This is a genomic window from Micromonospora sp. II (assembly GCF_001709195.1).
GTDB classification, from domain to species: domain Bacteria; phylum Actinomycetota; class Actinomycetes; order Mycobacteriales; family Micromonosporaceae; genus Micromonospora; species Micromonospora chalcea.
Genome location: NZ_LYXF01000008.1, coordinates 86,292 through 111,188, shown reverse-complemented (window position 1 = coordinate 111,188; position 24,897 = coordinate 86,292). Strand labels below are relative to the sequence as shown.

Below are 24,897 nucleotides of genomic sequence, written 5' to 3'. Positions count from 1 at the left end.
GTCAGGCCGCGGTCCCGCCCGTCACGCGGGTCCGGTCCAGGCCGTAGGTGAGCGCGTCGACGAGCGCGTGCCAGCTTGCCTCCACCACGTTCGGGTGCACGCCCACGGTGGTCCAGTCGCGGCCCGCCCCGGCGGTCTCCACGAGTACGCGCGTCACCGCGCCGGTGCCGTGGCTGCCCTCCAGGATGCGGACCTTGTAGTCGGCCAGCTGGAACTCGCGCAGCTCCGGGTAGTGCCGGGACAGCGCCACCCGCAACGCCTCGTCCAGCGCGTTGACCGGGCCGTTGCCCTCGGCGGTGGCGATCACCCGCTCGCCGCGTACCCGGATCTTCACAGTGGCCTCGGAGACCACCGCGCCGTCCTCGCGGTGCTCGACCAGCACCCGGTACGACTCCAGCGTGAACGGCCGGACCGGAGCCGCGCCCGGCAGTTCCGAGCGGACCAGCAGTTCGAACGAGGCGTCGGCGGCCTCGAACGACCAGCCGTCGGCCTCCAGTTCCTTGACCCGCCCGGTGACCTTGGACAGGGTGTCCGGATGGCCGGCCAGGTCCAGACCGAGCTCACGGCTCTTGAGCTCGATGCTGGCCCGGCCGGCCATCTCGGTCACCAGGATCCGCATGTCGTTGCCCACCACGGTGGGTTCCACGTGGTTGTAGAGCAACGGGTCGACCTTGATCGCGCTCGCGTGCAGCCCCGCCTTGTGAGCGAAGGCGGCGGCCCCGACGTAGGCCTGGTGGGTGTCGGGGGCGATGTTGGCGATCTCGGCGATGGCGTGCGAGACCCGCACCATCTGTTCCAGGCAGCCCTCCGGTAGGACGGGCATGCCCAGCTTGAGCTGAAGATTGGCGACGATCGCGAAGATGTCGGCGTTGCCGGGGCGCTCGCCGTACCCGTTGGCGGTGCCCTGCACGTGGCGGACGCCGGCCTCGACGGCGGCGATGGTGTTGGCGACCGCGCAGGCGGTGTCGTTCTGCGCGTGCATGCCGAGCCGTTCCGGCGCGATCCCGGTGCGCGCCACCAGCCCTTCGATCACGGCGGTGACCTGGGAGGGCAGCATGCCGCCGTTGGTGTCGCAGAGGACGAAGCGCTCGGCGCCGGCGGCCAGCGCGGTCTCCGCCACCGCGGTGGTGTAGCCCGGGTCGAAGCGGAACCCGTCGTAGCAGTGCTCCCCGTCGACGAAGACCCGCCGGCCCTGCGCCACCAGGTACGACACGGTGTCGCGGATCATGGCGAGGTTCTCCTCGGCGGTGGTGCGCAGCGCGCGTTCCACGTGCCGCAGGTCCGCCTTGGCGACCAGGGCGACGGCCGGGGTCTGCGCGTCGAGCAGCCCGCGCACCTGCGGGTCGTCCTCGACCGCGAGGCCGGCCTTGCGGGTGGCGCCGAAGGCGACCAGGATCGCGTGCCGCAGTTCCAGCTCGGTGCGGGCCCGGCGGAAGAACTCGGTGTCCTTGGGCACCGCGCCCGGCCAGCCCCCCTCGATGAAGCCGACCCCGAGGTCGTCGAGCAGGCGGGCCACCGCCAGCTTGTCGACCACCGAGTACGTGAGTCCTTCGCGCTGGGCGCCGTCGCGCAGCGTCGTGTCGTACACCTGGAAGGTCATCGGAGTCCTCTTCTCGTGTCCGTCCTGGGGCGCAAACAAAAAGACCCCCCGCGGATGCGGGAGGTCTGCGCGCTCGGCGAGGGAAGGCCGGCGCGCTAGCTGCTAATGATCAGGACGAAGCTGGTCACGACCAGTACTCTGCCACCCCGCCCCCGCTTTTGGGAGGCGAAACCCATATTCCGGGACGATCGCGGGGCTGGTGACCGCCTTCACACCCGGCCACCGCCCGCCACGAGCGCAAACAGGGCTGCGGAAGAATCTTGAACAGATCCAGTTACTGGCCCGGCGGTGCTGCCGGGTCACGCTCAAGGAGGACCCGTGCTCACTGTCGGTGACCACTTCCCCGAGTACGAACTCACCGCCTGCGTATCGCTCGACGCCGACAAGGCGTTCGAGACGATCAACCACAAGTCCCACGAGGGCCAGTGGCGCGTCGTGTTCTTCTGGCCGAAGGACTTCACCTTCGTCTGCCCCACCGAGATCGCCGAGTTCGGCCGCCTCAACGGCGAGTTCGCCGACCGCGACGCCCAGGTGCTCGGCGTCTCCGTCGACAACGAGTTCGTCCACTACGCCTGGCGCAAGGACCACCCGGACCTGCGCGAGCTGCCCTTCCCGATGCTCAGCGACATCAAGCGTGAGCTGACCTCCGCCTGCGGCGTGCTCGGCGCCGACGGTGTCGCCCAGCGGGCCACCTTCATCGTGGACCCGAACAACGAGATCCAGTTCGTCATGGTGACCGCCGGCTCGGTCGGCCGCAACGTCTCCGAGGTGCTGCGGGTGCTCGACGCGCTCCAGACCGACGAGCTGTGCCCGTGCAACTGGAACAAGGGCGCGGCGACGCTCGACGCCAACGCGCTCCTCGCCGGCGCCGGGGCCTGACCATGGGCCTGGACGCGATCAAGGCGGGCCTGCCCGAGTACGCCAAGGACATCCGGCTCAACCTCGGCTCCACCATCACCACCTCGACGCTGAAGCCGGAGCAGGCGTGGGGCACCGCCCTGGCCTGCGCGGTGGCCGCCCGCAACCCGGTGGTGCTGCGGGAGATCGCCGCCGAGGCGGCCGGTCACCTCACGCCCGAGGCGGTCGAGGCGGCCAAGGGCGCGGCGGCGGTCATGGCGATGAACAACGTCTACTACCGGGCCAAGCACCTGATCGGCGACGAGCAGTACGCGTCGCTGCCGGCCCGGCTGCGGATGCAGATCATCGCCCGCCCCGGCGTGGAGAAGACCGACTTCGAGCTGTGGTGCCTCGCCGTCTCGGCGATCACCGGCTGCGGCGTCTGCCTGGAGTCGCACGAGAAGACGCTGCGCGCCGCCGGGTTCAGCCGGGAGCAGGTGCACGAGGGGCTGCGGATCGCCGCCGTCGTACACGCCGCCGCGGTGACCCTGGACGCGGAGGCCGCGCTGGCCTGATCCACCGGCCCGGACGCGCCCGACCGGCGCCGCGCGGGCCGACCTCCCGAGGGGCCGGCGTCACCACCGTGGCGCCGGCCCCTCGGCGTCGGCGGGCCGGCCGCCGGCGGGTTGGTGCCCGGACAGGGTGGGTAACCCTCCCGACTGATGACGGCGCCGCGACGGCCGCGGCCCTGGGGACGGGAGGCGGCACATGGACGGACTGGACCCGCGCGCCACGCACGGCGGCACCGAGCCGATCCTCGACGACGGCCGGGGCACCGTCGCCGGGGGCGCCCCGGCGGGCGCCTTCGACCCGTGGCGCTACCGCGACGAGGCGGGCGTGGCGAGCGCCGACCTGACCGGCTACAAGGTCGAGGCCACCGACGGCGCCATCGGCAAGATCGACCGGGCGAGCCACGAGGTGGACGACAGCTACCTGGTCGTGGACACCGGGCCGTGGATCTTCGGCAAGAAGGTGATGCTCCCGGCCGGGACCGTGAACCACGTCGACCACGACGCCCGCACCGTGCACGTCGACCGGGAGAAGGACCAGATCAAGGCCGCCCCGGAGTACGACGAGTCCAGCCACGCCGACCCGGGCTACCGGGACCGGCTCGGCGGCTACTACGGCGAGAGCCACTCGGCGCTGCCACCGGACGTGCCGCCGCGCATCTGACACCGCGGCGACGGCCGGCGGGGACGTGGGAACGCCCCGCCGGCCGTACCGTGTCGGATGTGGACGCCCCGCAGAGCCCCTTCCCCACCCTGTTCAACTTCCGCGACGTCGGCGGATACGCCGCTCAGGACGGGCGCACCGTGCGCCGCGGCCGGCTCTACCGTTCCGACTCGCTGCACCGCATCGACGAGACCGACCGGGCGGCGTTCACCGCGCTCGGCATCCGTACCGTGATCGACCTGCGCCGCCCCACCGAGGTGGAACGCGACGGGCGGGTGCCCGCCTACGACGGGCTCGCCTACCGGCACATCCACCCCGAGCACGCCGACTGGGGCGCGAACCGGTTCGACGCCTCCGGCGTCAGCCTGGCCCGCTACCTGGCCGACCGGTACGCCGACCTGGCGCGTACCGGGACCGCCGGGCTCGCCGAGGCGGTCGGGCTGATCGCGGACAGCGCCAACGCGCCGGTGGTGGTGCACTGCGTCGCCGGGAAGGACCGCACCGGCATCGTCTGCGCGCTCACGCTGTCCGTGCTCGGGGTGCCCGACGAGGACGTGGTCGCCGACTACGCGCTCAGCACCGCGGCGTCGCAGCGCTTCACCGAGTGGGTCCGCGCCACGCTGCCGGACGCGGAGGAACCGCCGCCGCCGTTCCTGGAGTCACCGGCCGAGACGATGGAGCTGTTCCTGGCCGAGCTGCGCGCCGGCCACGGCTCGGTCGAGGGTTACCTGACCCACGCGGGCGTCACCGAGACGCAACTGGAGTCGCTGCGCACCCACCTGCTGGACTGACGCCGCGCGGTGAGCAGGGAGCGGACTCGCTGCTCACCGCGCGGTCGGGCGGTCAGATGACCCGGGTGACCCAGCCGTGCGGGTCCTCGGCGCGACCGCGCTGGATGTCCACCAGCTTCTGGCGAAGGGCCATGGTGACCTGGCCGGGCTCGCCGCCGCCGATGAGGAACTCGCCCTCCGGGAAGCGCACGCCGCCGATCGGGGTGACGACAGCGGCCGTGCCGCAGGCGAACACCTCGCGCAGCCGCCCGCTCGCCGCGTCGGCCTGCCAGTCGGCGAAGCTGACCGGCGCCTCCCGCACCTCGTGCCCGGCCTCGGCGGCCAGGGTGAGGATCGCGTCGCGGGTGATGCCGGGCAGGATCGTGCCGCCCAGCGGCGGGGTGACGATGCTGCCGTCGTCGTAGACGAAGAAGACGTTCATGCCGCCCAGCTCGTCCACGTAGCGCCGCTCGACCGCGTCCAGGAAGACCACCTGGTCGCAGCCCGCCTCGATCGCCTCGGCCTGCGCCGCGAGCGACGCGGCGTAGTTGCCGCCGCACTTCGCCGCGCCGGTGCCGCCGGGCGCGGCCCGGGTGTAGTCCGGCGAGACCCAGACCGTCACCGGCTTCACCCCGCCGGAGAAGTACGCCCCGGCCGGCGAGGCGATGACGCAGTACAGGTATTCGTTGGCCGGGCGCACGCCGAGGAAGACCTCGCTGGCGAACATGAACGGACGCAGGTAGAGGCTGGCGTCCTCGTGCTCCGGGATCCACGCCTGGTCGATCTCGACCAGGCGGCGCAGCGACTCCACGAACGTCGCCTCCGGCAGCTCCGGCATGGCGAGCCGGCGGGCGGACGCGCTGAACCGGGCCGCGTTGGCCTCCGGGCGGAACATCGTCACCGCGTCGCCGGTGCGGTACGCCTTCAGCCCTTCGAAGATCTCCTGCGCGTAGTGCAGCACCGCCGCGGCCGGGTCCATCGGGATCGGCGCGCGCGCCTCCAGGCGGGCGTCGTACCAGCCCTTGCCCTCGGCGTAGCGGATGGTGACCATGTGGTCGGTGAAGACCCGGCCGAAACCGGGGTTCGCCAGCAGGGCGGCCCGGTCGGCGGCGGATACCGGCGCGGGATTCGGACGGATCTCGAAATCGAGCTTGTCACCACCGCTCATCGCGCTGACCTCCCTGCGGGTTCACGGCATGCGGGATCGCACGCCGACGTCACTGGTGCCAGAAACTTACCCCGAACGGTCGTTCAGCGGATAGGTCCGCCCCTCGGACGGCTGCGCTGCACCGGACCGCCGAATCGGGCCCGGAGACGGGTCTGGCGGCCCGTTACCGGGCCGCCAGGTGAGGATCGGCCCGGTCAGGATACGGCGTACCCGGCGAGCCGGTCGCCGACCTCCTCGGTGCGCAGGGGCGCGCCAGGCGTGCGCGCGGCCAGCTCGGCGCCGACCGCGGCGGTGACCCGGGCGGCGGCGTCGGCGTGGCCGAGCTGGTCCAGCAGCAGCGCGGCGGAGAGCACGGCGGCGACCGGGTCGGCGACGCCCTTGCCGGCGATGTCCGGCGCGGAGCCGTGCACCGGCTCGAACATCGACGGGTAGCGCCCCTCCGGGTTGATGCAGCCGCTGGCCGCCAGCCCGATGCCACCGGTCACCGCGGCGGCGATGTCGGTGAGGATGTCGCCGAAGAGGTTGTCGGTGACCACCACGTCGTACCGGGACGGGTTGGTCACCAGGAACATCGCGGCGGCGTCGATGTGCTGGTACTCGGTGGTGACGTCGGGGTGCTCGGCGGCCACCGCGGCGAAGGCGCGCGACCAGAGCGAACCGGCGTGGGTGAGCACGTTGGTCTTGTGCACGAGCGTGACCTTGCGCCGTTCGCGACGGCGGGCGCGGGCGAAGGCGTCGCGGATGACCCGCTCGACGCCGTGCCGGGTGTTCAGGCTCTCCTCGGTGGCCACCTCGGCCGGGGTGTCCCGGTGCAGCGCGCCACCGGCGCCCGCGTACAGCCCCTCGGTGCCCTCGCGGACCACCACGAGGTCGACCTCGCCGGGCTTGACCGCGGCGAGCGGGCCGCCGACGCCGGGCCAGAGCCGGGACGGGCGCAGGTTGACGTACTGGTCGAAGGCGAACCGGAGCTTGAGCAGCAGGCCGCGCTCCAGCACGCCCGGCGGCACGGTCGGGTCGCCGACCGCGCCGAGCAGGATCGCGTCGTGACCGGCCAGCTCGTCGAGGACGGAGTCGGGCAGCGCCTCGCCGGTGCGGTGCCAGCGCGCCGCGCCCAGGTCGTACTCGGTGGCCTCGATGCCGGGCAGCACCGCGTCGAGGACCTTGCGGGCCTGCGCGACCACCTCGGGTCCGATGCCGTCGCCGGCCACCACCGCGATGCGTGCCACCTGATGCTCCTCGTCTCGACGTTCCCGGCAACGGTACGTCGGTGTCCCGTCCCCCGGTACGAATCTTCCACCATTCGGGAACGCGAGTCACAGAATCCTCCCAGCTGACACCCATGGCGCGGTCATCTCCACTGCTTAGGGTCGGGTTTCATCGGGTCGACGCAGGCCCGGAACCGGCCACCGCCGCGACACGGCGGCGACCACCGAGGGGCAGGTGTCATGCGGATCGAGCACCGGCGGACCCACTGGGCGGACGAGCAACCACGTACCCGCTGGGTCGACCAGTCCGCGTTCCGCCCGGTCCGTCCGGACCTGCACCTGGGCGCCAGCAGCCACCGCGTCGAGCGGCCCGGCGCCGGCGCGTCCGGCCGGATCACCGTCCGGCACACGGTGGCCACCTCGACCGCCGACTACACACTGCTGCTCAACGCGCCCGAGTGGCTGGGCCACCGGGTGGTGGGCGAGGCGCTGCGGGACGCCGTCGCCGAACTGCGCGCCATCGACCTCACCTACGGACCGAACCGGCCGGACAGCCTCGTGTCCCGGCTGCGCCGCGACGAGATCAGCCCCGACTCGTACCCCCCGCTGGCCGACCTGATCGACCTCTGCGCGTCGATGCGGGCGGCGACCGACGGCTGGTTCGACGCCTGGGCCGTGCCCGGCGGCTTCGACCCGGGCGGCCTGCTCGGCGGCTGGGCCGTGGAGCGGGCCGCGGCGCGGTTGCGCGCCGCCGGCATCCACGACTACGCCGTGCTCAGCGGCGCCGACCTGACGGTACGCGGGCGCGCGGCGCACGGCGGGCCGTGGCGCGTGGCCGTGCACCACCCCACCGACACCCGGCGCACGCCGCTCGTGCTGGAGATGACGACCGGCGCGGTGGGCACCTCCGGTGTCACCGGGCGGCGGGGGCACGTGATCGACCCGCACACCGGCGAGCCGACCGACCGCCTGGCGGCCGCCACCGTGATCGGCCCGGACCTCGCCGTCGCCGACGCCTACGCCACCGCCCTGTACGCCGCCGGACCGGCCGGACTGGCCTGGTTCCGCCAGGACTCGGACTACCGCCCGCTGTTCGCGCAGCACCGGCGCTGAGCCGCGATCGGCCCCCGCGGTCTCGGCAACGACCGTGGGGGCCGGTCAGCGACGAGTGCGCGTGGCTCGCGCAATCGAGGGGTGCGGGCCGACGGGGCGGACGCCCGACCGCGCCACCCGAAGACGGGCCGGGGAATCGACTCAGCCGGAAACCGCAACGGTACGCTAGCGAATCGACGCAACTCGACGCAAGAGTCTCCACAGCGGACGCCGGGGAATCGGTGTCGGCAATCAGCCGGTGAACGCACGGTGGGGCAGAGGTGACGGGCCGGGCCCGGGATGGCACGCTGTCCGCCGTGAGTTTCGATCTGAGCGTGTGGGCCCTGCCGAACGGGGCGACACCGGAGCAGGTGCGGGCGGCGGTGCAGCAGTGCCGCGAGGGCTGGCACGGCAAGCAGCAACCCGACCCGAGGCTGGTCGCCTTCTACCGGGCGATCACGGCGAGCTACCCCGACGGTCCGACCCGGCCGGGTACGCCCTGGGAGGCGCCGCTGCACACGGCCGCCGACCACATCGAGATGAACCTGAACCCGACCTGCCCGGACCAGGTCCTGCTGGACATCGAACGGCTGGCCGGCGAACACGACCTGATGCTCTTCGACGCGCAGGACGGCTCGGTCTACCCGCCACCGGCCCGCGTGCGTTCCTGACCGGCCGGAACGACGAAGGGCCCGGCCGCATCCGGCCGGGCCCCGATGTGTCCTGTCCGGACTACACGTCGCGCAGGTCGGCCGCGCTGGCCGCCACCGCGCCGATCGAGTCGGCGGCGGAGGTGAGCAGGTCGGCGCCGAGCGCCTGGTCGACGGTGAGCGTCATCAGCGTCTCGCCGCCGGCCTCACGGCGGGCCACCTGCATGGCGGCGATGTTGACGCCGGCCTCGCCGAGCAGCGTGCCGACGGTGCCGACCACGCCGGGCCGGTCGGCGTAGCGCAGGAAGACCAGGATGCCCTCCGCGCCGATCTCGACGTCGAAGCCGTCCACCTCGGTCAGCTTGAACACGTCCCGGGCGCCGGTGTGCACCACGGTGCCGGACACCCGGACGGTACGGCCGTCCGGCAGCGCGCCGCGCACGGTCACCAGGTTCGGGTGGTCGACCGTCTCGCCCGGCGTGGCCAGCGTGACCTCGACACCCCGCTCGGCCGCCAGGTGCGGCGCGTTGACGTAGGTGACCTGCTCCTCCACCACGGAGCTGAACAGGCCCTTGGTCGCGGCCAGCTTGAGCACCGACACGTCGTGGGCGGCGATCTCACCGCGCACCTCGACGGTGACGCTGGCGGCCACCCCGCCGGCCAGGGCGGTGAACGCCCGGCCCAGCCGCTCGGCCAGCGGCAGCAGCGGGCGTACGTCCTCGGCGACCACGCCGCCGGCCTGCACGTTCACCGCGTCCGGCACGAACTCGCCCTGCAGCGCCAGCTTGACGCTCTTGGCCACGGCCAGACCGGCCTTGTCCTGCGCCTCGTTGGTGGAGGCGCCCAGGTGCGGGGTGGCCACCACGTTGTCGAAGGCGAACAGCGGCGAGGAGGTGCAGGGCTCCTTGGCGTACACGTCGACGCCGGCGCCGGCGACCCGGCCCTCCGCGATCGCGTCGGCGAGCGCCTGCTCGTCGACCAGCCCGCCCCGGGCCGCGTTGACGATCCGGACGCCCGGCTTGACGATCGCCAGCTCCTTCTCGCCGATCAGGCCCACCGTCTCCGGCGTCTTCGGCAGGTGGATCGAGATGAAGTCGCTCTCCCGCAGCAGCTCCTCCAGCCCGACCAGGCGGACACCGAGCTGCGCGGCGCGGGCCGGCTGGATGTACGGGTCGTACGCGATCAGCCGGGTGCCGAACGCGGCGATGCGCTGTGCGAACAGCACGCCGATGCGGCCGAGGCCGACCACGCCCACGGTCTTGCCCTGGATCTCCACGCCGGTGTACTTGGACCGCTTCCACTCGCCGGCCTTGAGCGCGGCGCTGGCGCTGGCGGTGTTGCGGGCCACCGCGAGCAGCAGCGCGACGGCCTGCTCGGCGGCGGAGACGATGTTCGAGGTGGGCGCGTTCACCACCATGACGCCCCGGGCGGTGGCGGCGGGCACCTCGACGTTGTCCAGACCGACGCCGGCCCGGGCGACCACCTTGAGCCGCGGCGCGGCCGCGATCGCCTCGGCGTCGATCTGGGTGGCGCTGCGTACGATCACCGCGTCGGCCTCGGAGAGGGCGGAGAGCAGGGCCGGGCGATCGGTGCCGTCCACGTGCCGCACGTCGAAGTCGTGGGCGAGCACCTCGATGGCGGCGGGGGCGAGTTCTTCGGCGATCAGTACGACAGGATTCATCGGTCCTCGTAGACGCTCGGTAATGGTGCGGCCTGGGACGCCGGGGCGCCGCGCTGCGCCCTACGCCGATCCGTGCCATGGCCGTCGGGTGCGCCGGGGCACCACACCAAGGATGGTAGGTGGCTGCCCGCCCGGCGTGTCCCGGAGTGCGGGGTGAGGGCCCTCACAAAGGCCCGTCGCACGCCCGTCATCCCCCGTTAACGGGTGCGGTACGGGACGAGGCGCTACTCACCGTGTCTCAACACGTGAACGCACGGCGGCCCGCGGCCGGACGCCGGGGAGAGCGTCGGGCCACGGGCCGCACGAGGGAAGAACTCAGGCGGTCTCGGTGATCGGCCGGTCGACCCAGCTCATCATGCCGCGCAGCTTCTGCCCGGTCTCCTCGATCGGGTGCGCCGCGCCCTCGGCCTGCCACTTGGCGAAGTTCGGCCGGCCGGCCTCGTCCTCGGCCACCCACTCGCGGGCGAACTCGCCGGACTGGATCTCGCCGAGGATCTTGCGCATCTCCTCCTTGACCCGCGAGTCGATCACGCGCGGGCCACGGGACAGGTCGCCGTACTCGGCGGTGTCGGAGATGCTGTAGCGCATCCGGGCGATGCCGCCCTCGTACATCAGGTCGACGATCAGCTTCAGCTCGTGCAGGCACTCGAAGTAGGCCACCTCGGGCGCGTAGCCGGCCTCGGTGAGCACCTCGAAACCGGTCTGCACCAGCGCCGCCGCGCCGCCGCAGAGCACCGCCTGCTCGCCGAACAGGTCGGTCTCGGTCTCCTCGGTGAACGTGGTCCGGATCGCGCCGGCGCGGGTGCCGCCGATCGCCTTGGCGTACGCCAGGGCGAGGCCGAACGCGTTGCCGCTGGCGTCCTGCTCGACGGCGACCAGGCAGGGCACGCCCTTGCCGTCGACGTACTGGCGGCGGACCAGGTGACCGGGGCCCTTCGGGGCGACCATCGCCACGTCCACGTCGGCCGGGGGCTTGATCAGGCCGTACCGGATGTTGAAGCCGTGCCCGAAGAACAGCGCCTTGCCCGCGGTCAGGTTCGGCGCGATGGCCTCGGCGTAGATGTGCCGCTGGGCCGTGTCCGGCGCCAGGATCATGATCACGTCGGCCTCGGCGGCCGCCTCGGCGGGCGTGAGCACCCGCAGGCCCTGCTCCTCGGCCTTCGGCCGGCTCTTCGACCCGGCGGGCAGGCCGATCACCACGTCGACGCCCGAGTCGCGCAGCGACAGCGCGTGCGCGTGGCCCTGGCTGCCGTACCCGATCACGGCGACCTTGCGGCCCTGGATCAGGCCCAGGTCGGCGTCGTCGTCGTAGAACACCTCAACGCTCATTGACTTCCCTTTCGTACGGCGGAGCCCGTCGGCCCGTCGAAAAAACTTGTGGGTACGGATCAGGCGGCGCGCAGGGCCGGGCCGGCGGTGATGGCCCGGGAACCCCGCCCGATGGCCACCGTGCCGGACTGGACCATCTCCTTGATGCCGAACGGCTCCAGGTCACGCAGCAGCGCGTCGAGCTTGTCCGGCGTGCCGGTGGCCTCGATCGTCAGCGTGTCCGGCGCGACGTCGACCACCCGGGCACGGAACAGGCCGACCGTCTCCAGCACCTGGGCGCGGGCCGTGCGGTCCGCGCGGACCTTGACCAGCAGCAGCTCCCGCGCCACCGACACCTGCGGATCCAGCTCCACGATCTTGAGTACGTTGACCAGCTTGTTGAGCTGCTTGGTCACCTGCTCCAGCGGTGAGGACTCGGCGTTGACCACGATGGTGATGCGGGAGACGTCCGGGTTCTCGGTCTCGCCGACGGCGAGGCTGTCGATGTTGAACCCGCGCCGGGAGAACAGCCCGGAGACCCGGGCCAGGACGCCCGGCTTGTTCTCCACCAGCACGGACAGCGTGTGCATCGTCATTTAGAGTTCGTCCTCGTCGAAAGCAGGGCGCACGCCCCGCGCGAACATGATCTCGTCGTTGCTGGTGCCGGCGGCGACCATCGGCCAGACCATCGCGTCCTTGCCGACCACGAAGTCGATGACCACCGGCGCGTCGTTGATCGCCATGGCCGCCTCGATGGTCTTGTCCACGTCGGCGGCGTTCTCGCAGCGCAGCCCGACGCAGCCGAGCGCCTCGGCGAGCTTGACGAAGTCCGGGATGCGGTGCTTGTGCGTGCCCAGCTCGGTGTTGGAGTAGCGCTCCCCGTAGAACAGGGTCTGCCACTGCCGCACCATGCCCAGGTTGCCGTTGTTGATCACGGCGACCTTGACCGGGATGCCCTCCAGCGCGCAGGTGGCCAGCTCCTGGTTGGTCATCTGGAAGCAGCCGTCGCCGTCGACCGCCCACACGGTGGTGTCCGGCTTGCCGACCTTGGCCCCCATCGCGGCCGGAACGGCGTAGCCCATGGTGCCCAGGCCACCGGAGTTGAGCCAGGTGTGCGGCTTCTCGTACGAGATGAACTGGCTGGCCCACATCTGGTGCTGGCCGACGCCCGCCACGTAGATCGCGTCCGGGCCGGCGATCTCGCCCAGCCGCTTGATCACGTACTGCGGGGAGAGCGTGCCGTCGGCCGGCTCCTCGAAACCGAGCGGGTACCGCTCGCGCAGGTCGTCGAGCTGCGCCCACCAGTCGGTCAGGTCGACCGACGGGTGCGCGGCCTGCTCGGCGGTGACCGCCGCGATCAGCTCGTCGATGACGTGCCGCGCGTCGCCCACGATCGGGACGTCGGCGTGCCGGTTCTTGCCGATCTCGGCCGGGTCGATGTCGGCGTGGACCACAGTCGCGTCCGGCGCGAACGAGTCGAGCTTGCCGGTCACCCGGTCGTCGAAGCGGGCGCCCAGCGCCACGATCAGGTCGGCCTTCTGCAGGCCGTAGACCGCGGCCACGGTGCCGTGCATGCCCGGCATGCCCAGGTGCTGGCGGTGCGAGTCGGGGAACGCGCCGAGCGCCATCAGCGTGGTGACCACCGGGATGCCGGTCTGCTCGGCCAGCTTGCGCAGCCCCTCGGTGGCGCCGGCCTTGAGCACGCCGCCGCCGACGTAGAGCACCGGACGGCGGGCCGAGGTCATCAGCCGGGCCGCCTCGCGGATCTGCTTGCCGTGCGGGTGCAGCGTGGGCCGGTAGCCGGGCAGGTCGAGCGCGGGCGGCCAGGAGAAGGTCGCCGGCGCCTGGAGCACGTCCTTCGGGATGTCGACGAGCACCGGGCCGGGCCGGCCGGTCGCGGCCAGGTGGAACGCCTCGGCCAGCACCCGCGGGATCTCGTCGGCCGTCTGCACCAGGAAGTTGTGCTTGGTGATCGGCAGCGTGATGCCCTGGATGTCCGCCTCCTGGAAGGCGTCCGTGCCGATCGACGGCCGGGCCACCTGGCCGGTGATCGCCACCATCGGCACCGAGTCCATGTAGGCGTCGGCGATCGGCGTCACCAGGTTCGTCGCGCCCGGGCCGGAGGTGGCGATGCAGACGCCCACCCGGCCGGTGGCCTGCGCGTAACCGGTGGCCGCGTGCCCGGCGCCCTGCTCGTGCCGGACCAGGATGTGGCGGACCGTGGAGTCGTAGAGCGGGTCGTACGCGGGCAGGATCGCACCGCCCGGAATGCCGAAGACCACGTCGACGCCGAGCGCCTCCAGCGACCGCACGAGCGAACCGGCCCCCGAGACCTGCGCGGTGGCGGGCTCCCGTACGGGCGTCTCGGTGGTGGCGGCCGCCGGGGCGGCACGGCCGGGGCGGGCGGCGGAGTCGGAGTCACCGGCCGCGCCGGTGCCGGAACGGGCACGGCGGGCGGAGTGGGCGAGGGTCTCGGGCGTGGGTCTCGTCATGGCGGTTCAAGCCTTCGGAAGTGAGTGGGTGACGCGCTTCTCAGGATGGGACGCGGAGGTCCCGCGATGGGTCCGACGGCAACAAAAAAGCCCACGTGCAGGATGCACGGGGCCAGCGCACTCTCGGTGGGAGAGTGCGCTCAGGTAAGTACTCGCGGCGACCGGTTCGACGACATGCGGCTAAGCCTGACGCATCTCACGCGATGAGTCAACTGATCCCACATTTTGGTTCACGGACGTGGGCGTTTCGGCACCCGGCATGCCCTCCACTCCCGGCGCCACCTGCGAAGATCCCTCCATCGGAGGACGCTGGGCGGGCACCGTGGCGGGCGGGTTGTTGCGCAGCCGGGGCAGCAACGGAGACGGGCTGTGCGCCGGCGGGGCCGGTGGTGTCTGCGGCATCGCGGTGTGCCGGTTCCCGGGCGCGGTCGCCGCCTCCAGCATCGCCTCCAGGTGCTCGGCCGGCACGCCCCAGCCGAACAGCGCCCCCTGACCGAACCGGCAGCCGGCGGCCACCACCGCGGCCAGCTCGGTCGGATTGGTCACGCCCTCGGCGATCACCTCCAGGCCGAGCTGATGCCCCAGGCGCATGACGATGTCGACCATCGGCGCGAACGCCGGACCGTCCCGCCCGACCGGCCGGACCGGCTCGTGCTCGGCGACCAGACTGTGGTCGATCTTGAGAATGTCGATCGGCAGCCGCCGGAGCTGGCCGAGCGACGAGTAGCCGGCGCCGAAGTCGTCCAGCGCGATCCGGACGCCGGTCAGCCGCAGCGCGGTGAGCCGCCGGATCAGCTCGTCCAGGTCGGTGGCGACCGCGTGCTCGGTCACCTCCAGCACCAGCCGCTGCGGCGGCACGTGGTGCGCGCGCAGCGCCTCGGCGACCTGGACCACGTACTCCGGCGCGTGCAGCTCGCGCGGTGAGACGTTCACCGACACCCACACGTCGTGCCCGTCGGCGAGCCAGCGGGAGAGCTGGTAGCAGGCCTGGTGCAACACCCACGCGCCGAGCTTGGCGATCATCCCGCACTCCTCGGCGAGCGGGATGAACTCGTCCGGCCGGACGTTGCCCAGCTCCGGGTGCCGCCAGCGCAGCAGCGCCTCGGCGCCGACCGGACGCACCGACGGCAGCGAGGCCACCGGCTGGAAGACCAGCCGCAGCTCGTCGCGCTCGATCGCGCCGCGCAGCTCGTGCTCCAGCCGGGTACGCCGGCTCAGCAACTGGTCGTACGTGGCGTCGTAGCGCTCGATCCGGTTCTTGCCCCGCTGCTTGGCGTAGCGCAGCGCCAGGTCGGCGTTGCGCAGCAGCAGCTCCACGTCCGCGTCGCCGTGCCCGGCCGCCACGCCGATGCTCACCGACAGGAAGACCGGACCGTCCCCCTGCTCGTACGGGCGGCCGAGCACCCCGAGCAGCCGGTCGGCCACCGGGCCGGGATCGGCCGACCCGTGCATCAGCACCGCGAACTCGTCGCCGCCGAGCCGGGCCGCCAGGTCACCCGGCCGCAGGTTGCCCCGCAGCCGCCGCCCCACCTCGATCAGCACCGCGTCGCCGACGTCGTGGCCCCGCATGTCGTTGACGTTCTTGAACCCGTCCAGGTCGAGCCCGAGCAGGACGCAGGGCACGCCCGACTCGGCGCAGCGGTGCAGGGCCCGCAGCAGCCCGCGCCGGTTCGCCAGCCCGGTGAGCGGGTCGGTGTGCGCCAGCTCACGGAAGTGCGCCTCCCGCTCGGCCAGCCGGCCCGCGTAGCCGCGTACGTCGTTGAGCGCCAGGTACTGCCGGGTGACCAGGGCGAAGCCCTCGACCGTGCCGGCCACGATGGCGTACCCGTCGAACCCGCCACCCTGCACCAGGTGGTACATCGCGGAGGCGGCGATGGCGAACATCGGCACGAAGGCGTACTCGCCGTCGCGGCGGATGAGATCGACGTCGAGCTGCGTCAGGTCGGCCCGGCGTCCGGCCACGGCGGTGGCGAGCAGGCCGGCGGCGGTCAGCGCGGCGCCGGTCAGCGCCAGGCCGGGACCGGCCTGGCAGAGCCCGGCCGAGACGCCCAGACCGCCCGCGGTGACCGCTATCGCGCCGACGCCGAGCAGGGTCAGCCACCCGCGTGGCGGCGCGACCCGCAGCACCAGGATCACGGTCAGCCCGGTGGTCAGCGCCGCGATGATCGAGGCCAGCACGATCGGCAGGCAGGCGACCGGGGTGGCCTCACCGAGCAGCCGGGTCGGCTCGCTGAACGCCACCCAGCCGACGAACCAGAGCGCGCTGCCCATGATCAGGCCGTCCAGCAGCAGCCGGGCGGTGGCGGCGCGGGTCGCGGCGGCGCCGGGCAGCCGGAGCACGGCGGCGCCGAGGCCGAGCCCGGCGAGCGTGGTGCCCACCGCGACCACTGCCGCCCAGCCGGTCCGCTGGCCCTGCCGGTGCGCCCAGTGGTCCCCGGCCGCGAGCAGACCGCCGAGACCGACCAGCAGGCTGAGCAGGGCCGCCCCGGCGGCGACGGCCAGCAGCAGGTGGGCCTGCCGCCGAGGGCCGGTGCGCCGCCGCGCGGACGCGGCGAGCAGCACCGTGGCGGCGGCCGCGGCGATCCCGCTCAGCGCCGCGACGGTGACCATCCCCGGGGACGACTGCACGCGTCAACTGTGCCGGATGAGCGCCCCCCGTGGGGCACCGGGTGTGCAACTGTTGGGACACAGGGTGCGCGGCGGGGGCGCGCCGCCGGGATGGTGTCAGACTGGTTGTCATGCCTGAGCTGCGGTCGAGGACCTCCACCCACGGTCGGACGATGGCCGGCGCCCGGGCCCTGTGGCGGGCCACCGGGATGACCGACGACGACTTCGGCAAGCCGATCGTCGCCATCGCCAACAGTTTCACCCAGTTCGTACCCGGTCACGTCCACCTCAAGGACCTCGGCGGCCTGGTCGCCGACGCGGTGGCCGAGGCCGGCGGCGTGGGGCGGGAGTTCAACACCATCGCCGTGGACGACGGCATCGCCATGGGCCACGGCGGCATGCTCTACTCCCTGCCCAGCCGGGAGCTGATCGCCGACGCGGTCGAGTACATGGTCAACGCGCACTGCGCGGACGCCCTGGTCTGCATCTCCAACTGCGACAAGATCACCCCGGGCATGCTGCTCGCCGCGCTGCGGCTCAACATCCCCACCGTCTTCGTCTCCGGCGGCCCGATGGAGGCCGGCAAGACGGTGGCGATCGAGGGCGTCGTGCACTCCAAGATCGACCTGATCGACGCCATGATCGCCTCCTCGAACGAGGCGGTCACCGACGACCAACTCGGCGAGATCGAGCGCTCCGCCTGCCCGACCTGCGGGTCCTGCTCCGGCATGTTCACCGCCAACTCGATGAACTGCCTCACCGAGGCGATCGGCCTCGCGCTACCAGGCAACGGCTCGACGCTCGCCACCCACGCCGCACGCCGGTCGCTGTTCGTCGAGGCCGGGCGCACGATCGTGGAGATCGCCAAGCAGTGGTACGAGAACGACGACGCCTCGGTGCTGCCGCGCTCGATCGCCGGCCGGGAGGCGTTCGAGAACGCGATCGCCCTCGACGTGGCCATGGGCGGCTCCACGAACACGGTGCTGCACCTGCTCGCCGCCGCCCGCGAGGCCGAGCTGGACTTCGGCGTCGCCGACATCGACGCGATCTCCCGCCGGGTGCCGTGCCTGGCCAAGGTCGCCCCGAACTCGCCGAACTACCACATGGAGGACGTGCACCGGGCCGGCGGCATCCCGGCCATCCTCGGTGAGCTGGACCGCGCCGGGCTGCTGCACCGAGACGTGCGCGCGGTGCACTCCCCCGGCCTCGACAAGTGGCTGGCCGACTGGGACGTGCGCGGCGGCGCGGCCACGCGAGAGGCGATCGAACTGTTCCACGCCGCCCCGGGCGGCGTGCGCACCACCGAGCCGTTCTCCACCACCAACCGCTGGTCGTCGCTGGACACCGACGCGGCCGGAGGCTGCATCCGGGACCGGGAGCACGCCTACAGCGCGGACGGCGGCCTGGCCATCCTGCACGGCAACCTCGCGCCGGCCGGCTGCGTGGTGAAGACCGCCGGCGTGCCCGAGGAGTGCCTGACGTTCCGCGGCCCGGCCAAGGTCTACGAGTCGCAGGACGACGCGGTGACCGCGATCCTCGCCAAGGAGATCGTCGCCGGAGACGTCGTGGTGATCCGGTACGAGGGCCCGAAGGGCGGCCCCGGCATGCAGGAGATGCTCTACCCGACCTCGTTCCTCAAGGGCCGCGGGCTGGGCCGCTCCTGCGCGCTGCTCACCGACGGCCGGTTCTCCGGCGGCACCTCCGGCCTGTCCATCGGGCACGTCTCCCCGGAGGCCGCCTCCGGTGGGCTGATCGCGCTGGTCCGCGACGGCGACGAGATCGTCATCGACATCCCGGGCCGGTCGATCGAGCTGAACGTGCCCGCCGACGAGCTGGAGGCGCGCCGGGTGGCCGAGGAGAAGCGGGATCGCCCGTACACCCCGGTCGACCGGCAGCGTCCGGTGTCGGCGGCGCTGCGCGCGTACGCCTCGATGGCGACCTCGGCCAGCGACGGCGCCTACCGCCGCGTCCCGGAGTGATGTAAGGAAGGGCCCCTTCTTAACGCCTCCGGTAGAGGAGGGGGCCCTTCTTAACACCCGCACGCCGGTAGGGTCCGGCGGCGTGGAGACGACGGTGAGTTACGCGCGACTGGTCCGGCCGGCGATCGACCGGGTGTACGTGGGCGCCCGCTGGGCAGCGCGCGCCCGGATGGAGGCGTTCTACGCCGAGCGGGGCTGCACACTCGGTGCGGAGAACAGCTTCTTCTCCGGTGTGCTGGCCCGGCCGATGCCCGCCGAGGCGCTGGCCGACGGCCTGATCTACACGTCCGGCAGCATGGACGAGGAACTGGCGCAGGGCGTCGTCGTCCGGGACGCCGAGGGCGCGTGGCACCTCACCGAACTGGGCCGGGAACTGACGCTGTTCGCCCAGCGGGCCACCGGCGAGGCCGCCGAGGAACTGTGGGCCATGCTGCCGGGCGTGCTGCCCGGCCTGGGCATCGTGCCCCGGCTCGCCGACCTGGTCGGCCGGGTGCTGGCGCACGCGCAGGCCACCGGCGGGCCGGTGTTCCGGGCGATGTCCCCGCCGTACGAGCCGGAAGGGGCCTCCCCGGCGCTGCTGCTCGTGACCCGGCTGGGCTCGCTGCGGCACCACCGCGCGGACGCGCACCGGGCCGCGTGGCGGGCCGCCGGGCTGACCGCCGACGAGATCCGCGCGCTGCCGGACGGCCCGGAACGCGCGGCGATCGAGGCGGACACCGACCGCCGCGACGAGCCGGCGTACGCGGCGCTCACCAAGGCCGAGCGCTGGGAACTGCTGGCCGGCCTCGCCGCACTGCCCAACTAGCGCCCGCGGCCTCCTCGGCCATCGGGTGGAACGTCATGGGTGTCTCGGGACCCGTTTGACACCCATGACGTTTCACTCACCGCTGGGTGGGGTCCTCCTCGGCCGGGGCGGTGCCATCTATCGGCAGGCCGAACTCCGCCGGTGAGTTCTCGTCGGTGCCGTCCAGGTCCGCGTGCGGCTCGTCCGGGATGACGTCGTCGGGATCGGCGCCTCCGGCGTGCAGTTCGGACAGCTCAACCGGATCAGTCATGCCGTGCTGGTACCCGTCCGACGCTGTCCGAACCCGCCGGTCCGGTGGGACGTCCGCATCGGCGGGGCGTCGCACGGCGCTCCATGCAGAGGTGGGATCACTCGTCGGTGCGATCCGAGGAACCGGAGCCCCCGTGCGTTCCCTGGGTGTCGAACTCGGGGCTGTCCTGGGACGAGATGGCGGTGGAGACGAGGCTGGAAGCGACCGGCTGAACGGGGATCACATCCTCCGACGTACGCAACCGGGGTGCCGCGGGCATCCACGGCTTGAGGTTCTGGATGATCTGCTCGTAGAAGTCGTCGATGGCGTGCAGCACAGAGTCGATGAAGGCACCCCGACCACTGCCACGCTTGGTTCCCGCAGTTGCGCTCTGGGCGATCCGGAAAGCCCGAAGTTCACGCGAGGGATCGTTGATGAGTGTCGTCGGCTCGGCACGTACCTGACGGAGGAGATCGGTGGCGCCACCGCCCCGGGCGTGCATGGCGAACGCCTCGATCCGCACCGTGTCCGGTGCGTCCTTCAGTTGACGGACCAGCCAGTTCACCCGGGTGGTCGGACGGCCTGACCGCGGAGCGTCGACATCGACGTGGCAGACGATCTGCCCAGCCCGCAGATCGGCCGTCACGTGAAGATGCCCGACCGCGCCCGGGATCCGGATGCTGCCGCTCAGGGTGCCGGCGCTGGCGAGCTGGTTGGCGAGCGATTGGGTGCGTGCGGCCGGATCGGCGAGGTCGCGGCGGCTCAGCGCGGGGGTCACGTCGGTGCCCAACTGCCGGCCGAGTCGGAGGCATGCGTAACGAATCAAGGCGTCGAAGCGCCCGGCGACCTGCGCTGCCGCGTCGTCGCCGGCCCGCAATGTCCCGGCCGACACCCCGTCCCGGACCTGCACCCAGGCCGGCCCCATGTCGCTGAACTCGAGAGCGCCCGAACGCGGGTGTTCGAGGTATCGGATCAGTTCGCCCAGAACCCACGCCTGATCCGGGTCTGCGACGCCACGGTACTCCTTCTGGATCACGGCCTGGGTCAGGATCTCCGTCCACGGCAGGTGATACAGGGCGACCCTGCGCAGTTTCCGGCGATCGACGGTCGTCGGATGCTGGCCCGGGACGGGAGCGATCTCGTTCGAGATCGTGATGAGGGCGTCGAATCCCTGCTCCCGCGCAATGTCCAGGTAGGCCTCCAACTGCTCGGATCGCAGCGGGTTACTGCCGGTCTTCACCTCCACGAGCGCGGTCCACTGGCGCTGCCCCCTGGTGACGCGGATGAGGCCGTCCGGAAAGAGTTGCTGGTTTCCGAGTTTGAACGGAACCTCGATGAAGGTCTGCACGACTCCGGCCGGCGCGCCGACGGACTGGGTCAGGACACGCCCGAACTCCCGTACCGAGCTCATCACCGCCAGCAGGGCGGAGGTCGCCCGGCGTTCCTGCTCCTCGGCGCCATTGATACCCGAGGTGGGAATCAGACGCGCCGCGAGCCAGGTTTCCTCAGACATAAGTGACTCCTCGTGAATGCGGTGGTACGAGAAGTTACTCGCGAGGCCAGCTGGAAAGCAGCGCGACAATTGGCGTGTACGAACGGAAAGAGTTGACCGGTCGGATGTCGAGCGATCCGTCCCGGCCGAAAGCGAATGCCGGACGGATACGCTGTCTCATCAGTTCGGCTTTCGTCGGCTTCTCAGTCCGATACCTGACTGCGAATAGCGCAGGCCGGGTCAATGGCTCGGCAGGTGTCGTTCGAGGCCGTCGAAGAGCAGGTCGAGGGTGAACTCGAACTCGGTCTGGGAGTCGCACCAGCCCAGCGTCGGATCGGCCGCGTCGTGCGTCTCGGCGGCCACCATCGCGGCCAGGTGCGGCAGCCGTTCGGCCAGCGCCACCATCTCCGCTTCCGCGGCTGCGGCGTCGGCCGCCCCGCCCGCGTCCGGGCGGAACACCTCCTGGGCGAAGCCGAGCGCCATGCTGCCGAACGCGTGCAGCGCCCGGTGGGCGATCCGGTACGAGAAGCCGCCGTCGACGAGCGTGGCGAGGATGCCGTCGTAGTAGGCGTACACCCCGGCGGGGACGGTCGGGCGGGAGCTGAGCAGCGCGGGGGCCCACGGGTGCCGCAGCATGACCGCGCGCGCGGCGAGGAAGCGCAGCCGTAGCCGAGTCCGCCAGTCGCCGCCGGGCGCGTCCGCTTCGGCACGCTCGGCGGCCGAGGTGATCTCCGTGGCGACCGCGTCCACGAGGCCGTCGAGCAGTCCGGCCTTGCCGGGTAGGTGGTGGTAGAGCGACATGGCCTCGACGCCGAGTTCGGCGGCGAGCCGGCGCATCGTGAGCGCCTCCATCCCTTCCGCGTCGACGAGGGCGATCGCGCTGGCCAGGGCCCGCTCGCGGCTCAGCGGCTCCCGAGGTTTCCGCGCTCCCATCCGGCTCCCCATCTCCCCTTGACCTTACAACGTATGGTTGGCCTTACGGCGTAAGGCAAGCCCCGCCACCGCGTCGCTCACCCCCGAAGGAGCCGCCATGCACCAGCTGATCCGTACCGCCCGGGTGACCGGGCTGTTCTACCTCGGGCTCGCCGTCACCGGCGCGCTGGGGTTCCTCACCGTCCGGCCGATGATCTTCAACCCGGACGACGCGGGCGCGACGTTCGCCAACCTGGTGGCCCACGAGTCGCTGGCCCGCGTCGGCGTCGCCCTCGAACTGCTCGTCGTCCTCACCCAGGCGCTCACCGCCGTCTGGTTCCACCGCCTGTTCCGCACTGTCGACAGCACCGCATCGGGCAGCATCGCCGCCTTCGGGCTCGTCAACGCGGTCGCGATCCTGGGCAGCGCCGCAGTGCTCGCGACGGCCCTGGGGGTGGCGACCGGCGGGCCGGGCGACGCCGACACGGTCCAGCTGCTCTACCTGGTCAGCGGGAACCTGTGGGAGGTGGGCGGCCTCTTCTTCGGGCTCTGGCTGGTGCCGATGGGCTGGTGCGCGCTCCGGTCGGGCTGGCTGCCCCGACCGCTGGGCCGGCTCCTCGTCGCCGGTGGCGTCGGCTACGTGCTCATGACGTTCGTCGCGTACCTCGCCCCCGGCGCCGGCATCGTCGGCGATCTGCTGGTGGTGCCCGCCACGGTGGGCGAGGTGTGGATCCTCGGCTACCTGATCATCTTCGGCGTGCGAAAGCGCGCGGAGACGGATGCCAGGGCGACCGCAGCCTAGGCGGGGCTCGCGGCCAGGGCGACACCCCGGGCGTACCGGATGGCGGCCGGGGTGTCCGCGAACACCAGGCCCTCGCGGCGCAGCTCCTCGGCGACGCCGAGCGTGCTGAGCACCTGGTCGTGGCCCGGGGTGATGCCGGAGAGCAGCACCGTGATCCCCCGGGCGCGCAGCCGGGCGATGGCGTCGCCGAGCACCTGCGCGCCGGTGGCGTCGATGGTGGAGACGCGGGACATCCGCAGGATCACCACCCGCACGTCGGCCACCTCGGCCAACTCCAGCAGGAACGTGTGCGCGGCGGCGAAGAAGAGCGGCCCGTCCAGCCGGTACGCGACGATGTGCTCGGCGAGCAGCGCGTGCTCCTCGGCGCTGTGCTCGCCGGTGTCCAGCGGCACCTGTTCCAGCTTGGCGCTGCGGGCCACCGCGCGCAGCGCCAGCACGACCGCGACGGCGAGCCCGACGACCACAGCTGTCACCAGGTCCCAGATGACGGTGACGGCGAACGTCAGCACCAGCACCACCGCGTCGGCGCGGGTGGCCCGCATCAGCGCCAGCAGGGAGGCGGCCTCCACCATCCGGACGGTGGTGGCGAGCAGCACCCCGGCCAGGGCGGCCAGCGGGATGCGCCCGACGAGCGGGGCGGCGGCGAGCACGATCGCGGCGAGGGCGACCGCGTGGGTGAGCGCGGCGAGCTTCGAGGACGCCCCGGCGCGGACGTTCACCGCGGTACGGGCGATGGCGGCGGTCGCCGGGATGYCGCCGAAGACCGGGGAGGCGAGGTTGGCCAGGCCCTGGCCGAACAGTTCGCGGTCCGGGTCGTGCCGCTCGCCGACTGTCATGCCGTCGGCCACGGTGGCGGAGAGGAGGCTCTCCAGCGCGGCGAGCGCGGCCACGGCGAGCGCGCTGGGCAGCAGTACGCCCAGCGCGCCGAGGTCGACGAAGTCCAGCGACGGCGCGGGCAGCCCCTGCGGCAGCTCGCCGATCCGGGCCAGGTCGATCGGGGCCAGCTCGGCGAGGAGCGTCGCGGCGGCCACCCCGACCAGGGAGAACGGCACGGCGGGCCGCCACCGGCCGCCGAGCAGCATCAGCGCCGCCACGCCGAGCGCGACAGCGATCGCGGCGGGCCGGGGATGCGCGGCGAACCGGGCGACCGCGTCGGCGGCCACCGCCCACACCTTTTCGCCGTGCGCGCCGGTGACGCCGAGCGCGGCCGGCACCTGTTGCAGCGCGATGACCACGGCGATGCCGGCGGTGAACCCCTCGATCACCGGGGACGGCAGGTAGCGGACGTACCGGCCGAGGCGGGCCAGGGCGAGCGCGATCAGGATCAGCCCGGCCAGCGCGCCGACCATCAGCACGCCACCGGCGCCGAACTGCTGCACCACCGGCACCAGCACGACAGTCATCGCTCCGGTGGGGCCGGAGACCTGGAGGTTGGAGCCGCCGAAGACCGCCGCGACCGCTCCGGCGACGACGGCGGTGACGAGGCCGGCCTGCGCGCCGAGGCCGGAGGTGACGCCGAAGGCGAGCGCCAGGGGCAGCGCCACCACGGCGACGGTGAGCCCGGCGAGCAGGTCGCGCCGGGGCGAACGGCGCGCCGCCGCCCAGTCGGCCCGGCCGGGCAGCAGCCCGCGGAACAGCCGGCCCGTCTGCCGTACGACGTCACCGGCGCGAAGGGCAGTCGCCGCGCTCACCGGTCCGTCCCCGAGGCCCGCAGCTCGTCCAGCAGGCCGTCCCGGTCGGTGAGGACCGCGCCGAGGATGCGCCGACCGGCGGCGAGCAGGTCGGCGACGTCGGGGGTGCTGAGCGCGTACATGACGAGGGGGCCGTCCCGGTACGAGGTGACCATGCCGGCGCGGCGCAGCACGGCGAGCTGCTGGGAGAGGTTGGACGCCTCCACGTCGATGGCGGCGAGCAGGTCGCGGACCGGTCTCGGCCCGTCCTGGAGCAGTTCGAGCACCCGGATGCGCACGGGGTGTCCGAGGGTGCGGAACAGCTCCGCCTTGGCCTGGTACAGCGGCACCGACACGACACACCC

22 protein-coding genes are annotated in these 24,897 nt (G+C 72.6%); 9 read left to right on the top strand and 13 right to left on the bottom strand.

Annotated features, from left to right (window positions below; translation table 11 throughout):
* Position 1: 1 nt before the first annotated feature.
* A complete protein-coding gene (gene cimA, locus A8711_RS05375; protein WP_043325985.1) occupies positions 2-1,600 on the bottom strand; it encodes a citramalate synthase in 1,599 nt (532 codons plus the stop codon).
* Between the two features lie 318 nt (positions 1,601-1,918).
* On the opposite strand from cimA, the gene A8711_RS05370 reads away from it, so the two are divergent.
* The 4 genes from A8711_RS05370 (at position 1,919) to A8711_RS05355 (ending at position 4,461) form a co-directional block, all read left to right on the top strand.
* On the top strand, positions 1,919-2,479 hold the full coding sequence (locus A8711_RS05370; protein WP_069087635.1) for a peroxiredoxin: 561 nt from the start codon (positions 1,919-1,921) through the stop codon (positions 2,477-2,479).
* 2 nt (positions 2,480-2,481) lie between these two features.
* Positions 2,482-3,012 (top strand): carboxymuconolactone decarboxylase family protein, encoded by a 531-nt coding sequence (locus tag A8711_RS05365; protein WP_013284513.1) that lies wholly within the window; start codon positions 2,482-2,484, stop codon positions 3,010-3,012.
* A 193-nt stretch (positions 3,013-3,205) separates the two neighbouring features.
* Positions 3,206-3,670 (top strand): hypothetical protein, encoded by a 465-nt coding sequence (locus tag A8711_RS05360; RefSeq protein ID WP_030500871.1) that lies wholly within the window; start codon positions 3,206-3,208, stop codon positions 3,668-3,670.
* 50 nt (positions 3,671-3,720) lie between these two features.
* The gene (locus A8711_RS05355) at positions 3,721-4,461 is read left to right on the top strand and encodes a tyrosine-protein phosphatase (RefSeq protein ID WP_069087634.1); all 741 of its coding nucleotides are present in this window, start codon (positions 3,721-3,723) and stop codon (positions 4,459-4,461) included.
* 52 nt (positions 4,462-4,513) lie between these two features.
* On the opposite strand, the gene A8711_RS05350 is transcribed toward A8711_RS05355, so the two are convergent.
* Together A8711_RS05350 and A8711_RS05345 are read right to left on the bottom strand one after the other, a co-directional pair.
* The gene (locus A8711_RS05350; protein WP_043325988.1) at positions 4,514-5,608 is read right to left on the bottom strand and encodes a branched-chain amino acid aminotransferase; all 1,095 of its coding nucleotides are present in this window, start codon (positions 5,606-5,608) and stop codon (positions 4,514-4,516) included.
* A gap of 194 nt (positions 5,609-5,802) precedes the next feature.
* Positions 5,803-6,834, bottom strand: a complete 1,032-nt coding sequence (locus tag A8711_RS05345; RefSeq protein WP_030500874.1) for a 3-isopropylmalate dehydrogenase — start codon at positions 6,832-6,834, stop codon at positions 5,803-5,805.
* Positions 6,835-7,053: 219 nt separating this feature from the next.
* Here A8711_RS05345 and A8711_RS05340 point away from each other — a divergent pair, with 219 nt between their 5' ends.
* Both A8711_RS05340 and A8711_RS05335 read left to right on the top strand, forming a co-directional pair.
* On the top strand, positions 7,054-7,926 hold the full coding sequence (locus A8711_RS05340; protein ID WP_043325992.1) for an FAD:protein FMN transferase: 873 nt from the start codon (positions 7,054-7,056) through the stop codon (positions 7,924-7,926).
* Positions 7,927-8,222: 296 nt separating this feature from the next.
* Entirely contained in the window at positions 8,223-8,576 is a 354-nt protein-coding gene (locus tag A8711_RS05335) for a hypothetical protein (protein ID WP_030500876.1), read from the top strand.
* A gap of 61 nt (positions 8,577-8,637) precedes the next feature.
* Here the strand turns inward: A8711_RS05335 and serA are convergent, their stop codons facing one another.
* The 5 genes from serA to A8711_RS05310 all read right to left on the bottom strand — a co-directional run bounded on the left by serA (position 8,638) and on the right by A8711_RS05310 (position 16,664).
* The gene (serA, locus tag A8711_RS05330; RefSeq protein ID WP_043325995.1) at positions 8,638-10,236 is read right to left on the bottom strand and encodes a phosphoglycerate dehydrogenase; all 1,599 of its coding nucleotides are present in this window, start codon (positions 10,234-10,236) and stop codon (positions 8,638-8,640) included.
* A gap of 315 nt (positions 10,237-10,551) precedes the next feature.
* Positions 10,552-11,565 carry a ketol-acid reductoisomerase gene (gene ilvC, locus A8711_RS05325; RefSeq protein ID WP_043325996.1) on the bottom strand — a complete coding sequence of 338 codons (1,014 nt, stop codon included), beginning with the start codon at positions 11,563-11,565 and terminating at the stop codon, positions 10,552-10,554.
* Between the two features lie 59 nt (positions 11,566-11,624).
* A complete protein-coding gene (gene ilvN / locus A8711_RS05320; protein WP_018786257.1) occupies positions 11,625-12,140 on the bottom strand; it encodes an acetolactate synthase small subunit in 516 nt (171 codons plus the stop codon).
* Positions 12,141-14,036 (bottom strand): acetolactate synthase large subunit, encoded by a 1,896-nt coding sequence (locus A8711_RS05315; RefSeq protein ID WP_069087633.1) that lies wholly within the window; start codon positions 14,034-14,036, stop codon positions 12,141-12,143. It abuts the gene before it with no gap.
* Between the two features lie 180 nt (positions 14,037-14,216).
* Positions 14,217-16,664 carry a bifunctional diguanylate cyclase/phosphodiesterase gene (locus A8711_RS05310; RefSeq protein ID WP_069087632.1) on the bottom strand — a complete coding sequence of 816 codons (2,448 nt, stop codon included), beginning with the start codon at positions 16,662-16,664 and terminating at the stop codon, positions 14,217-14,219.
* Positions 16,665-16,774: 110 nt separating this feature from the next.
* On the opposite strand from A8711_RS05310, the gene ilvD reads away from it, so the two are divergent.
* Together ilvD and A8711_RS05300 are read left to right on the top strand one after the other, a co-directional pair.
* On the top strand, positions 16,775-18,622 hold the full coding sequence (gene ilvD, locus A8711_RS05305; protein WP_083296934.1) for a dihydroxy-acid dehydratase: 1,848 nt from the start codon (positions 16,775-16,777) through the stop codon (positions 18,620-18,622).
* A gap of 94 nt (positions 18,623-18,716) precedes the next feature.
* Complete coding sequence (locus A8711_RS05300; RefSeq protein WP_069087649.1) at positions 18,717-19,427, top strand: hypothetical protein; 711 nt, start codon at positions 18,717-18,719, stop codon at positions 19,425-19,427.
* A gap of 76 nt (positions 19,428-19,503) precedes the next feature.
* Here the strand turns inward: A8711_RS05300 and A8711_RS32375 are convergent, their stop codons facing one another.
* The 3 genes from A8711_RS32375 to A8711_RS05290 form a co-directional block, all read right to left on the bottom strand.
* Positions 19,504-19,677, bottom strand: a complete 174-nt coding sequence (locus A8711_RS32375; RefSeq protein ID WP_166455563.1) for a hypothetical protein — start codon at positions 19,675-19,677, stop codon at positions 19,504-19,506.
* Between the two features lie 97 nt (positions 19,678-19,774).
* Positions 19,775-21,169 (bottom strand): stress response protein, encoded by a 1,395-nt coding sequence (locus A8711_RS05295; protein ID WP_069087631.1) that lies wholly within the window; start codon positions 21,167-21,169, stop codon positions 19,775-19,777.
* 219 nt (positions 21,170-21,388) lie between these two features.
* Entirely contained in the window at positions 21,389-22,093 is a 705-nt protein-coding gene (locus A8711_RS05290; RefSeq protein WP_083296933.1) for a TetR/AcrR family transcriptional regulator C-terminal domain-containing protein, read from the bottom strand.
* 85 nt (positions 22,094-22,178) lie between these two features.
* On the opposite strand from A8711_RS05290, the gene A8711_RS05285 reads away from it, so the two are divergent.
* Positions 22,179-22,862, top strand: a complete 684-nt coding sequence (locus tag A8711_RS05285) for a DUF4386 domain-containing protein (protein ID WP_069087629.1) — start codon at positions 22,179-22,181, stop codon at positions 22,860-22,862.
* Here the strand turns inward: A8711_RS05285 and A8711_RS05280 are convergent.
* Positions 22,859-24,553 carry a SulP family inorganic anion transporter gene (locus A8711_RS05280; RefSeq protein ID WP_069087628.1) on the bottom strand — a complete coding sequence of 565 codons (1,695 nt, stop codon included), beginning with the start codon at positions 24,551-24,553 and terminating at the stop codon, positions 22,859-22,861. The genes A8711_RS05285 and A8711_RS05280 overlap by 4 nt on opposite strands.
* Positions 24,550-24,888 carry a helix-turn-helix transcriptional regulator gene (locus A8711_RS05275; RefSeq protein WP_069087627.1) on the bottom strand — a complete coding sequence of 113 codons (339 nt, stop codon included), beginning with the start codon at positions 24,886-24,888 and terminating at the stop codon, positions 24,550-24,552. The genes A8711_RS05280 and A8711_RS05275 overlap by 4 nt, the downstream gene beginning before the upstream one ends.
* Between the last annotated feature and the right edge of the window lie 9 nt (positions 24,889-24,897).